We start from the raw sequence: 14,111 nt of genomic DNA, 5'->3' as shown, positions 1-14,111 counted from the left end.
TTTTCTTCATTATTTATCAAATGTGGTTTGAGGTAAAATTAAAATAAAACTTTAAACTGCCACAGTATTCTAGATATAAGCAGCCTTATTATGAAGCTGTCTCATAGGGCAGGGTTATACCAATGCTAAGTTTGAAGTGATTGAATCATCCTACTTACTAACGACACAATGTGACGTGTCGAAATTTATGTTTATTGAAAATTCCCCCAAATAATTTAAATTACTGTAATATTTTCCAATAGTTAAAACATTGCTAGTAGCATCATCAACTTAAATGTACTGTGTTGCAGGTAATAGAATTAAGACATCAGAAATAGCTTCAGCACCATGACTAAACCACAGGCAATGGTGATGACAGTGGTTCAACAGATTATCAAAAGTTACTTCCAACTGTCGCTTTAGGCTGGGATATATTACCTGAGCTTTATACTTATGCTAGCTATGGCAAAGGCTTCGAAACACCAACCTTTACCGAGATGGCCTATCTTACAGTAGGGACTTCAGGCATTAACTTTAATTTAAAACCTGCGACCAGTGATACCGTAGAACTTGGCTTAAAATCGCAGAATACCTTAGGGTTATTTACTTTTGCTGTATTTCATACTGAAACTAAAAATGACATTGTGCCTGACGATGCCAATGGCGGGCGAAGCACATTTCGTAATGCAGAAAAAACCTTACGTGAAGGCTTAGAGTTATCGTGGCAAAAACAGCTCTGGCAAGCACTCAATATTCGAACCAGTTATAGTTATTTAGATGCGACTTTTGATGCTGATATTCCAGCGACCACAACCAAACCGCTGATACAAAAAGGAACATATATTCCAGGTATTGCCAAGAATCAAGCTTTTGTAGGCTTGGCATGGCAACCTGAGCAGGGATTTCAGGCAGGCTTAGAAGCACGTTATATGGACAAGATTTATGTCGATGATATCAACTCTGATACTGCACCAAGTTATACGGTCGTTGCGGCAAATGTTGGCTATTTGTGGGTCAATAAAGACTGGAAAGTAAATACTTATGCACGACTAGATAATTTATTAGATCGAAACTATGTGGGTTCCGTGATTGTCAATGATAGTAATAATCGTTTCTTTGAGCCCGCAGATAGACGAAATTTTAATGTTGGACTATCGATAAAAAAATATTCTAACATAGGCTTTGTTGCATAAATACATAACCAACTGATTTTGTTCATTAATTTTTAGGTTGAAATTCATACAAACCTATTTAAATCAGAAGCTTACAAAATCTTTATGCAACAAAGCCGTGGAACAGCCACAAATAAACTCAGTAATAAATTTTTAAACATATTAATCCCCCGTTAAGTAACGGATTATAACAGCCGTAACTATCTAATCACATGCAAAAAGTAGCCGTTTCGCCTTTTCCTGTCCTCACATGATGCAAGCGGACCATACATCTTAATCAGATAGAAATCGAGTCGAGGTAAATCAATCCATCACAAATGGAGCAGAAATTATGCTTGATCACACTCTTGGTTAATGCTGAAAAGTCTTTGAGTTTTAATTAATAAATAAGTGTATCCATGTCTACCCTCAACTTTACTTATTTTCAGATAGCAACCAATCGAGAGCACTCATTTTTACAATACCATTATAATTCGCTTCAGTCCCTATCGTGTCTAAGGTAAGCAAATACTTGGGATACGAATCAGAAATTTTCTGTAATGGACGTAACTCTCGGCTGAGTGTCTCCTCATTGAGCGTTTCTAATGCCACCTGATAATAAGTTAAATTCTGTAAAGTATCGACAGCAACAAAATCAATTTCATATTCATCAACCCGCCCTACATAGACCGTATAACCTCGTCTGACAAGCTCAAGATAAATCACATTTTCTAAGATATGACCTTGATCAGCATTAGCATCAGGCAACATAATCCGGCGCAATCCGACATCAACTAAATAGTATTTTTCAGAGGATTGTAATAACTCACGCCCGCGTACTTTAAATTGTGCGGCACTATAAAATAACAAACTGTCCTGTAAGCCCTGAATATAGCGTTTTACTGTTTCAAATGAAATTTTAACCCCACTTGAAACAAAGGTATTTTTAATTTTATTGATGGAAATAGGTGAGCCTGTCACGCTTGCCAAATATCTTGCGACACGCTCGAGAGAGTTAATATCGGCAGTATTCAAACGGGGAATAACATCTTTAAACATTACACTGGCATAGACTGCTTGCAAGTAATCATAAGTTTCCTGCTGGCTAGTCATGGCAAGCGTATAAGGGAAACTACTGCGCGTATACATGGCATACAAATCACGATTTGATAATTGTTGGATGATCGGATTATTTTCAATATGCCACTGTTTAAATTCTTGGAATGACAGAGGTAGAACATGTTGCTCGATATAGCGTCCTGTAAGTAAAGTCGCAAGTTCTCCACTTAGAAAGAATGCATTTGAGCCTGTAATATATAAATCGATATAATCCCGAACATATAAAGAGTCGACTACTTTCTCAAAATTTGTAACATGTTGTATTTCATCTAAGAAAACATAGTTTTTTTTACTTTTATCAACTTTGGACAATACATAATCATGTAGTTTACGGTAATCGGTGAGTTCTTCAAATTCCATAAATTCGAAGTTGATGGCAATGATGTTTTCGGCTTGTACACCCTGTGCTTTTAGGATTTGTTGAAACATTGCCAATAAGGTGGATTTTCCAGAGCGACGCACACCTGAAAGTACTTTAATGACATCACGGTCTTGCCATGTATTCAGAAATTTTAAGTAGCCATCACGTCGAATATTAGCGCTTCTCATTATTTACACTTGGAATCTAAAGTTTTAATAAATTATATCAAATTTTAGAACGTATATGTAAATATATTTAATTTTAAAAAAAGTTTAAGGTTAAGTGAAACATTCAAAGCTGCTGTTGAAGTATACGGATAGTAAATGTAATAAAAATCCAGATTCTATCTTTTTTGACTCTGTACACGACAAAAAACCTAAATATGCCTAATATCGTATCTGGGTCTACTCCTTAGATGAGCAATGGTGATGCCTTGTTTTCGGATTTGTTGAGACTGTAAATAAAACTATGTAAACGCTTAAACTCCCCCAACGTTGTTGGGGTCAAACAAAAGGTGTTTACCATGAAAGATGAAGCAATGTTGGCACTCGCTAAAGAGTTAGCCAAGAACCTAAAAACCGAACTCGATCTCAATAATTTTAGTCGGGCTTTAAAGAAATTGACTGTTGAAACTGCCCTTAATGCGGAACTCACCGACCATTTAGGTTACGAAAAGAATAGTCCACGAACAGGTAAAAATGCTCGCAATGGTTACACAACGAAGCGTCTACTGACTGATGATGGTGAGTTTGAACTAGATACCCCTAGAGATCGTGAGGGTAAATTTGAGCCACAGCTTATCAAGAAAAATCAGACCCGTATCACAAAGCCAATTTCTGCTTTTGAGTGAGGTAAAGCAATTTGAACCGTTAACATATTAGTAGAAATAGGATCTAATGGTGCAGAGCAGGATAAGGCAATAAATGCAGGTTTATTCGGTGGTGGTGAGCGATCATTCTTTGGTTTACCATCAAATAAGCGAATCCATTTGGATACAAGATTTGCATTCAATCCATGTTGCAAAGCGACCGAAGCAATTGAAACGTCAGGTGCTTTACAAGCCTGAACGATCTGCTGTTTAAATTCAGCACTGTATGTTCTTCGTTTTTTCGCTAGAGATGCGATGGATGTCTGATTATTTGTCGTCATAAATTTAAGTCCCCACTTGTTTTTAAGTGGGGACTAAATTAAGGCTTATAGGATGAATTCATAAGGTGTGTTCAGCGGACGCTTACGAAAAAACAGCCAAGTGCTCATATGGTACAGTTATATCAAGAACAATGGTCAGATTGGCTATCAACGACACATGTGGCAAGTGAAGGTGTCCTGCAGAATGAAAGTTAAGTGTCTATTGAGGGGTACAATCTAATGGGAGAAATTGAAAAATAAAATACCATTGAATATTTGGTCATTATTTGTTAATTTCTGCGCAAAATTTAACATGCAATAAATTTATGTTCAAAAAAAATATAGTATTAAAAAGTATTTTGCTTACTTTGGGTGGTTTTGTTGTTACTCCTTTTGCATTTGCAGAAACATTTGATCCAGCGATAGATGGTTTGATTCGAAACCAGCAGCGCCAAGCAGAACTAGAAAAAATTATACAACCAGAACGTGATGTTAATTTAGATGTCATCCAAAAAAAAGAAGCTGTACAACTTACCGACCTTGAAGATCAGAATTGTTTTGAAATCAAGACAGTTGAACTTGATGGCGAAATGAGTAAGCATTTTGATCAATATGTGCAACAAGCGTTAAAAGATTTAAGTTTTACTCCAGGTTTATGCATGGGTGAGCAGCGAATTAATCTGTTGATGACGCAAACGCAGAACATCATCATTGGCCGAGGCTTTACTACGACACGAATATTGGCTGCACCTCAAAACTTAAGTACAGGCGTATTAAAACTCACCGTCATTCCGGGATTAGTTCGAGAAATCAAACTCGATTTAAGTGATGAGGAAAATACCCGAGCAGGCCGAATTCAATATGCCAAAAATATCTTTCCAATGAAGAGTGGCGATATTCTCAATTTACGTGACTTAGAGCAAGGCTTAGAAAACTTAAAAAGACTGCCTACAGCGGAAGCTGATATTCAAATTATTCCTGCAGATGCGCCCAATCAAAGTGATGTTATCGTCAAATGGAAACAGCGAAAAATTCCAATTCGCGTGACCTTAAGTGCTGATGATGCCGGTAGTCGTCAAACCGGTAAATACCAAGGTAACATCACCGTTTCAGTCGATAACCCTTTATTTAGAAGTGACTTATTTTACGTCACCATGGGCCGTAACTTAGCAGATCAGCAAGAGATTACGGATCAAAATGGAACCACTGTGAAGAGCGGAACCCATAACTATGCCCTTCATTATTCAGTCCCTTATAAAAACTGGCTGATCAGCGCCAATGCGAGTCGATACAATTATGACCAAGCTGTTGCAGGCACCAATAATGTCTATAACTATAATGGAGAAAGTCAGACTCAAGACTTAGGCTTGACCCGATTGCTTTATCGGGATGCCAAGCGTAAAACCTCAGCGACCTTGAAAGGCTGGCATCGAGAATCTAAAAGCTATATTGATGATGCCGAACTGACCATACAGCGCAGAGATGTTGCGGGTTGGCAGTTAAACCTTGATCATCGTGAATATATTCAATTTGCAGTGCTGGATTTGAGTCTAGGGTATAAGCGAGGCACAGGTGCATTCGATTCATTACCAGCAGTTGAGGAAGCGCTGAACGAAGGTACATCACGGATGAAGATCTGGACGCTAGATGCCAATCTGAATGTTCCGTTCCAATTTGAGAACCAGCAATATAGCTACTCAAGTGCCTTTAGAGCGCAATACAATGACACCCCGCTGACCATCCAAGACCGGCTTTCCATTGGTGGAAGGTATACAGTACGCGGTTTTGATGGTGACCTAACCCTAGCAGCAGACCGTGGCTTCTACTGGCGCAATGATTTAGCCATGTCTATTTTTCCCGCACATCAATTCTATATGGCCTTGGATGCTGGGCATGTTGATGGTCAATCTGCCCAATGGCTTTTAGGTAAAACCCTTGTGGGTGGTGCGATGGGGCTACGTGGTCAATTTAAGGTGGGTGGCACTTTTTACTACGATATATTTATCGGTAAACCAATCAAGAAGCCTGAATATTTCCAAAATTATGATTTGAATTATGGTTTTAGTGCCAGTTATTCATTCTGATCTAAAGAAAAGTACAAACTAAAAAATGAGCTCGTAGTATTAAAGCGAAAAAATCTCCCAAATAAAGACACATTGGTAATTGAAAAATGAATAAGAACTGCTATAAAACGATTTTTAGTCAAACCCGTGGTGAAATGATTGCTGTTGCAGAAAATGTCGCAGCTGCAGGACAAGCCTCAACACAGAATAATAAAGCGGTTGATCTTGAAACACCAGTCGTTGCTTCTGAAAAAAGTTTAGCTTTAAAAGTTCTTTCATTTTCATTGATGCTGATTACAGGCACTGCCCTGATCAATGCATCTATTGGTGTATCGCACAGCAATGTTGTTGCAGACTCGAATGCGGCAGGCAATCAGCGTCCAACGATATTGAACAGTGCCAATGGCACAACGCAGGTGAATATTCAAACCCCAAGCAAAGCTGGGGTATCGGTGAATCACTACCAGCAATTTGATGTGAATCAGAACGGTGTCATTTTAAATAACAGCCGCCAAAATACTCAAACGCAGCTTGGGGGTTATATCCAAGCCAATCCGTGGCTTGCAGGCGGTGAAGCCAAAGTCATTGTTAATCAGGTGAACGGCAGCAATCCAAGTCACTTAAATGGCTATGTAGAGGTCGGTGGACGTAAAGCAGATGTGATCATTGCCAACCAAGCTGGGATTAATGTCGATGGTGGCGGTTTTATCAATGCAGGTGGGGTGACTTTAAGTACCGCCAATCCGAATATTCAAAATGGACAAGTGACAGGTTATCAAGTCCGTGACGGGGTGATTAACATCACAGGTCAGGGCTTGGATGCCAGTAAAGCCGACTATACCCAGTTACTCAGCCGTGCTGCACAGATCAATGCGGGGATTTGGGCTAAAGAATTGACGGTGGTTGCTGGACAAAATGATATTGAAGTTAATCCGCAGGCTGGTGCGATACAGGCGGCTTCGGGGTTGGCAGGCACTGTGCCACAGTTTGCCATTGATACCAGTCACTTAGGCGGAATGTATGCGGGCAAAATCAGTTTAATCAGTACCGAACAAGGGGTTGGGATTAACAATGCAGGGCAAGTGTTTGCTTCAGCCGGGCATATTAAAATCAGTGCCAATGGCGAGCTGCAAAATAGCGGTGCAGTAGTTGCAGAAAATAAAGTCGATAGCACCCCAGCGAGTTTAAATCTTCAAGCAAAAGATTTAAACAATAATGGCAAGATATTAAGTCTAGGCGATCAACGCATTCAGGCTGAAAACGTCAACAATACCGGCCTCATTAATAGCCAAGGTTTAACTCGTATTGATGCCAGTCAAGGCATCCAAAACGTGGGTACAGGTCAAATCTATGGTGACCATATTGCCCTGCAAGCCGCGCATCTTCTCAATGCAGAACAGCAAACCAATGGCGATGTCAAAGCAGGCACGATTGCGGCACGTCAACGCTTAGATATTGCAGGCGGAAAAATTGAAAACCGAGAACAAGCCTTAATTGCCAGCGAAGGTGCGCTGACTGTTGGTGGACAACTCAATGCAAACCATATGGCAGAAGGCTCTGCCGCATTATTAGACAATGCCAGTGCACGTATTCAATCCGTGGGTGATATGTACTTAGGCGTGGATATTTTGACCAACCGAAATTTGCATTTCAGTTCAAGTGTCAAAGAAATACCAGAAACCCGCAAAGATGTGACCGCTTATCAAGGTGCTGGAAGCGCTGAAATTCTTGATTCATCGCATATTACAGGTCGTGGCAGTTATGACAGCATTTATCTGGATGGTCAAAAATATGAAGACTATACCCGATATATCTACAACCAGTACGAAACCCAACACTATGTGGATTCCAGTGCACCAGCGGAGATTATTTCAGGTGGCACACTGACGCTAAAAGGCCAAAGCCTGACCAATGACAAGAGCCAAATTCTAGCGACGAAAGGCATTAATATTGAACAAAATGAAGTGAATAATATTGATGCTGAGGGTGAGCATCGTGTGATTAAAACGGGGACATCACAGTATCACTATGTAGGTTGGAATACATTAGGTACAAGTAAACGAAGTAAGTGGAACAGTGTTAAACCCTATAATCCAGCTGATATCGTAACGCCAATAAAACTTGATGTGGTGAAATATGATGGTGCTCACCAAGGCACATTAAATGGTGATACCTCAGAACTCAGCTTACCGCTGCAATCCTTATACAGCGTTAATAAAGAAAATAATAACCGCCCTTTGATTGAAAGCAGCGATGCCTTTACCAATTATAAAAATTGGTTAGGCAGTGATTACATGCTGCAAATGTTCACGACCAACCCACAAAATATGCAAAAACGTTTAGGGGATGGTTATTACGAGCAAAAACTGGTCAATGACCAAATTGCACAACTGACGGGTCAAGTTTATTTAGATGGTTATACGAACTTCGAGGATCAATTCAAAGCCTTGATGGATTCTGGGGTAAGTGCTGCCAAAGATCTTAATTTAAGTGTTGGAGTGAAGCTCTCAGAAGCACAGATTGCTCGATTGACCAGTGATATGGTGTGGCTGGTGACAGAAACCATTACCGTTGATGGCGAAAAAATCCAAGTCTTGGTACCGAAAGTGTATGTTGCGGTACAGTCGGGGGACTTAAACAACAAAGGTGCCTTGATTGCAGGCGAGACGGTCAATTTAAAACTGAGTGGGGATTTAAACAACCAAGGCAGTATTGCTGGACGCCAATTGGTGAGTCTTGAAGCCAATAACATTAATAACGTGGGTGGCTTAATACAAGGTCGAGATGTCTTTGCGACAGCACACACCGATATCAATAATATTGGTGGGACAATGACCGCCAATCAAATCCTTGCCCTTGATGCGGGCCGAGACATTAACAACATCACCACGACGATTAAAACTGAAAATAAGCACGGTTTAAGTGAATTTAGCGCTGAAAACATTGGCCGTGTTGCTGGGCTGTATGTACAAGATGCGGATGGTCAGCTGGTTGCCAATGCCAAGAATAATATCAATCTGACTGCATCAGATCTACAAAGCCAAGGTAGCATTGCGATCCAAGCGGGACAAGACCTGAATCTTTCTACGGTGAATGTCAGTCGCAGTGATTTAAGCTCAGCAGGTGACAAGGATCAGATTCTGAATGCTTCGAGTCGAGATGTAGGGACGCAGATTCAGGCGAAAGGAAATATTTCCCTGCAAAGTGGTGCCAATACTCAGATTAAAGCCAGCACCTTGAACAGTACGTCGGGCAATGTAGTGATTGATGCTGGACAAAATGTCTTGATCGAAAATGGACGAGATGAACGCAGTTCTCAGCTTGCAGCCCAAGAAAAAGGTGGCTTCTCTACAACAGATAAAAAAATCCAATCTTCGACCAGTCAATCGATTGCAACCGACATCCAATCGGGTGGCAATATCCTGATCAATAGCCAAACAGGAGATATTCAAGCCACGCACCTGCAAGCTGGTGCGAAAGACAGCATTCAAATTACGGCAAACCAAGGCAATGTAAAACTTTTGTCAGATATTGATACTGATATAAAGAGCACGGAAACAGCCAAGAAAAATACAATTCAATTTAAAAACCGTCAATCAGGATATATCGACGAAGATGTTGCACAAACACAGCTCAAAGCTGGCAAAAATGTTGATATCAATGCCGGTAAAAATATCGAGCTGCAAGCCAATGATATACAAGCTCAAGACAATATTTATATTGGCAATAAACAATTCGAACGCCAAGCGGATGGCAGTTTAAAATCCAAAGATGGTAATGCCCTGCCCGAAAATGTCAGTCTGACGACATTAGAAACCAATGATCAGCAATGGGATGAAACCCAAAAAGGTTATCGTGGCATTGCCAAAGACTTAATGAAAGTGACTGCTGTTGGCTTAGCGGGTATTGAGGCTTTAGCTCCGGGATTAAAAGCACCGAAGATCACGATCGGAGAATCATCGAGCACACGGACTGAGCAAAGAACACAAACAGGGACCGATCTTGGTGCCAATAATGTCTATGTGGGTTCAGCAGGTCAAACGACACTGACCAGTAGCAACATTGATGCACAGAACACGGTCTTAGCGGGCAAAAAAGTCACGCTCGATGCAGCAGAAGAACAACACAAAACTGTTACGTCAAACAGCAAAGAAACGGTACAAGGTCTTGGGGTTAAGCTGAATAAAGACAGCATTCGAGTGGGCGGCTTTGTACTTGAAGACGCAGAGAATACCGTTAAAACTACAGCCACAACGCATAAGTCAGGCAATATCAATACTGAAAATTTAACAATTCAAGGTGCAGAAGGTGTAGATATCCTCGGCCAAAATATCACAGCGACAGGTGATACGATCATTGATCATGGTCGAGGAAATCTTAACATAGGCGGTTATGAAAATAAAACCACCACAGAAGAAAAGACTCATACTGAAACCATCAGTACAGAAGTCGGCATTCGCAATGCCTATTTAGATGCAATCTTAGCGGTAGAAGCTGTTGCAGATGCAACTAAAGCCTTATCTAAAGCTAAAGATGATTATAGCCAAGCACAACGTGACTATGCAGCGGGTCGAATTACCAAAGGAGCCTTAGATGACAGCAAAGCCAATGTCGCAATGGCAACGGCCAATGTGGCAAGTGCACAGATTGCTGTAGGGGCAGCAGCCGCATCTGCGGCTGCAAGCAGTGCAACCTATGGCTTTACTATTGGTGCCAATGGTGAAAGGATTGAAACTACGACGACCACGAATACAGAACAAAGCCAATGGCAAGGTAGCAACTTAGATTTAAATAACCTTCAGCTTAAATCAGAAGGCCAAGACATCAATATCCAAGGCAGCCGAGTGAATGCAACAGGCACCACGACCTTTGATGGCAGCAAAGACCTCAATGTGACTGCAGGCGTCGAGCATAGTAAACAGGACAGCAATAGTAAAACCAATAGCCAAAGTGTGAGCTATACCTATGGCGGTGGCGGCAGTGCTTCAATAGGCAAGCAAACCAGCCAATCACAAAACGAAAGCCTCACCCACGTAAATAGTGAAGTTGTGCTGAATCGTACTGAAGGTGCAATAGACAAACTGAATATTCAGGGCGGTGAGGTTTCTATCGCTGACCGAGGTAATCTACAAGTAAATCAGATCCATGTAGAAAGCTTGCAGGATACAGAGACTAGCAGTAATAGCAGCAAAGGCGGAAATATTGGCTTAGGTTTTGGTTCTAACGGTAAAGCCAGCAATATCAGCGCTGGCTATAACCAAAGTAAGGGCAGCATTGACAGTGCATGGGTAAATGACACTAGTAAGCTGCTGATTGGCAATGCGCAGAACGATGCTGATCTAGATGCGATGGGTGTTAAAAATATTACCAGTATTGGTGGTGTGATTGCCAATGCGACGAAGAATGAAGACGGCACATTAACGGATCACGGTAAGCTGAACTATTCAGGCGAACTTGCGCTGAAAGACATAGAAGATCATAACTACAACAGTAGCAGTGGTTTTAATGTATCAACGACGATAGGCAAAACCACGAACAACAAAGATGGAGAAAAATCCAAATATCCAAACGGTTCAACCACCATTGGCCTTAACAGCAGTGGACAAGAAACAGAACAATTGACTAAGGCAACGATGGGTCAAGGGACTGTTGCAAATGCCTCAGACAGCACCAATCGGGACATTAATAATACGCAAGAAATTACTCGTGACCAAGTGACGGGCATGCTGGATGGTTCTGTGACGGTTGATCAGCGTTTACTGAGTAAGAGTGGACGGGCGGAGATTATTCAAGAGCAGAAGGAATTACCTGAAAATTTCCGTCAAAGTGCTGAAAATATTGTGAAGCAAATGCCTGAGGGAGAATATAAAGAGAAGGCTTTACAAAGTTTAAATAATATACAAGCAAAACTTTATAGTTTACCAGCAGATTTTGAGGGTTTAGAGGAATATGGGCAGCAAGTTGCAGGGGAGCTATTGAAAAATGGTCTTGAAATTAAAGAGGTCGAAAAGATTATAGATACAGATAATTATTGGTATGCAATTCAAAAATTATCTGCTGTCCAAGAACAATTAGATATTTTGAGTCAGAATGGTAGTGGCATTGAACAGATTCTTAATTCTGAGCTCTCTAAAGAGCAACCAATAGTCAACTCAAACTCCTTAATTAGTATATTAGCTGAAAATACAGATAGTTCTCTTGCTGTAAAAGAAACGGATTTACTAGGTTTTAAATTTTTACATGCGGCAGCAGAAATTAGTAAAAATATAGAAAAAATTTCTGTAGATAGTGGTGTTGACATTGAAAAAATACAACTTGCTGCTAGCGTGTTGTTAGGAGGGCCTGTAAAAGCAACAGCAGGATATATAGTTAATCAATTTAGTGGAGAATATATTGATTATGCTACAAATGCGGTATCAGATCATTTAGTAAAATCACTCTACGGACTTTCAGATGGTCTATATGATGATTGGAGTCGGTCTGAAAAAATTAGTGAGTTGAAACAGCTTGGACTAAGCGATGATGATTTTCAACGAAGTCTTAATTATGCGGAATCACTGCAAAATGCAAAGCTAGGTGCTACTTTTATTGTTGGTATAGCTGCTGAGACACTAATTTCAGGGAAAGGAAAAGCTAAAAATAGTGATGAAATATCAGTAAAACCTACTGTTCCTGATTATGTTACTCGTAATGATCATGATTTTTCTGCTACAGAAAATTATAAAGGTAAACCAAAAGCTTACATAAATGACAAAGGTGATTTGGTTGCTGCAAACCCTGAAGGAACAGGATCTGTTCAATCTCATATTAGAGGTGGTAATTCTGAGAATACACCATACATTTCAACAAGTGATCCAGCAATAGCTATTGATTCTAAAAATTATGGTGGTGAGCAAATTAAGATTGATACGAAGCGATTGCAGGAAGATATTGATGCAGGTAAGATTTCTGGTAGTCAGATTGTGACACATACCGAAGTTAGAAAGGAATTACAATCTAAAGTCGATGCAGCTCAGGCGAAATATGATCGTAATCCTAGTAAAAAAAATCGAGATAAATTAAGAGATGCAAATAAAGATTTGAATCATGCTATTAGAGATGGGGAATGCTTAATCAAAGGTTGTGTTCCATCAGAATACATAAAGAAATAGTTTGTAAGGAGTATAGAGTTGGAACAGAAGATTATAGACTTATTAAATGAGATTCCTGATAGTGTCAATTATACAGATATAGCAGAGGACTTAGATGCTGAAGATATTTCAGTTAGCCGTATAGAACAGTTAAGAGAATTATTAACAAATTCGGATGACTATATTGTATTCCAAGCTGCTAAATTGTTGACATTTTGGGGAGATGATTATGGTTTTAATGCTTTAACTGCATTATTTGAAAACAATAAATTAAATGGTTTTATTGATCATAGGCTAAATGGTTATGATGATACATTGCAACATGTTCTTAGAGCATTTATTCGTTATTGGGCTGATAAATCTGACCATGGTCTAGGTACCTTAACAAGAAAAAAATTGTTTCCATATATTGTCAAAATAATAGAGCTTGCTAATACTCAACCTTTTGGAATAGATTCTTTATTTGGTTTAATAATCGATGAGGACTTCAAAGAATATATTCCATTTTTAAAAGAACATTTAATTTCAATCATTGATCATCCAGAAATACATGGTTGGAAAATTCATGATGTTATTGAGTTATTTTTAAAAATTGAACCTGATTTTGTATATAAATTATTGGATGAAAAAGGAAAGACGTTAAAGGATTTTAATTTTTGAAATTAATGTATCGACCAGTATTGGTATTCCACAAAAGGGAACTAAAGAAGCTTCTACAGCTCCAAAAGGTTCAACGACCATTGGTATCAATAGCAGCGGGCAAGAAACAGAACAACTGACCAAGGCAACCTTAGGTCAAGGTACTGTGACGAATGTGAAAGATACGGTAATCCCCCCTAAAAATAATAGGATCTAAAAGTAGAATTTTCTCTTAAGATACGAGCAGGAGATTCTGCATGAAAACATCTAAATTTACTGATAGTCAGATCATGTCCATCTTGAAACAGGCAGAATCTGGCACACCTGTAGCGACCCTTTGCCGTGTACACGGCATGAGTAATGCTACCTTTTATAAATGGCGTGCCAAATATGGTGGTATGGATACATCATTAATGGCTCGACTGAAAGAGCTAGAAGCCGAAAATACCAGACTTAAAAAGATGTATGCGGAAGAGCGATTAAAGGCCGAAATCATCCAGGAAGCGATGGCAATGAGCAGCACTGCTGCGCAAGGGTAAAG

5 protein-coding genes and 4 pseudogenes are annotated in these 14,111 nt (G+C 39.8%); 6 read left to right on the top strand and 3 right to left on the bottom strand.

What is annotated here, in order from left to right:
• Positions 1-344: 344 nt before the first annotated feature.
• A pseudogene (locus tag FTU71_RS06685) lies at positions 345-1,172 on the top strand (TonB-dependent receptor domain-containing protein); the annotation flags it as partial.
• A 268-nt stretch (positions 1,173-1,440) separates the two neighbouring features.
• Here FTU71_RS06685 and FTU71_RS14650 read toward each other — a convergent pair.
• Together FTU71_RS14650 and FTU71_RS06680 are read right to left on the bottom strand one after the other, a co-directional pair.
• Positions 1,441-1,527: pseudogene (locus FTU71_RS14650) on the bottom strand (HNH endonuclease); the annotation flags it as partial.
• 38 nt (positions 1,528-1,565) lie between these two features.
• Entirely contained in the window at positions 1,566-2,798 is a 1,233-nt protein-coding gene (locus tag FTU71_RS06680; protein WP_094069408.1) for an ATP-binding protein, read from the bottom strand.
• Between the two features lie 335 nt (positions 2,799-3,133).
• Between FTU71_RS06680 and FTU71_RS06675 the strand changes: the two are divergent.
• Positions 3,134-3,436, top strand: a pseudogene (locus FTU71_RS06675) (transposase); the annotation flags it as partial.
• Here FTU71_RS06675 and FTU71_RS06670 read toward each other — a convergent pair.
• A complete protein-coding gene (locus FTU71_RS06670; protein ID WP_154320127.1) occupies positions 3,421-3,759 on the bottom strand; it encodes a transposase in 339 nt (112 codons plus the stop codon). The pseudogene FTU71_RS06675 and the gene FTU71_RS06670 overlap by 16 nt on opposite strands.
• Positions 3,760-4,064: 305 nt before the next feature.
• Here FTU71_RS06670 and FTU71_RS06665 point away from each other — a divergent pair, with 305 nt between their 5' ends.
• The 4 genes and pseudogenes from FTU71_RS06665 to FTU71_RS06650 form a co-directional block, all read left to right on the top strand.
• A complete protein-coding gene (locus FTU71_RS06665) occupies positions 4,065-5,822 on the top strand; it encodes a ShlB/FhaC/HecB family hemolysin secretion/activation protein (RefSeq protein ID WP_154320126.1) in 1,758 nt (585 codons plus the stop codon).
• Positions 5,823-5,908: 86 nt separating this feature from the next.
• Positions 5,909-12,952: a hemagglutinin repeat-containing protein gene (locus tag FTU71_RS06660; RefSeq protein ID WP_167846512.1), complete on the top strand. Its 7,044-nt coding sequence runs from the start codon at positions 5,909-5,911 to the stop codon at positions 12,950-12,952.
• 18 nt (positions 12,953-12,970) lie between these two features.
• Positions 12,971-13,591 (top strand): hypothetical protein, encoded by a 621-nt coding sequence (locus FTU71_RS06655; protein ID WP_154320123.1) that lies wholly within the window; start codon positions 12,971-12,973, stop codon positions 13,589-13,591.
• A gap of 236 nt (positions 13,592-13,827) precedes the next feature.
• Positions 13,828-14,082: pseudogene (locus FTU71_RS06650) on the top strand (transposase); the annotation flags it as partial.
• Positions 14,083-14,111 lie beyond the last annotated feature (29 nt).

The organism is Acinetobacter sp. YH12136 (genome assembly GCF_013418545.1).
GTDB lineage: Bacteria > Pseudomonadota > Gammaproteobacteria > Pseudomonadales > Moraxellaceae > Acinetobacter > Acinetobacter towneri.
This window is presented reverse-complemented; position numbering and strand designations above follow the sequence as displayed.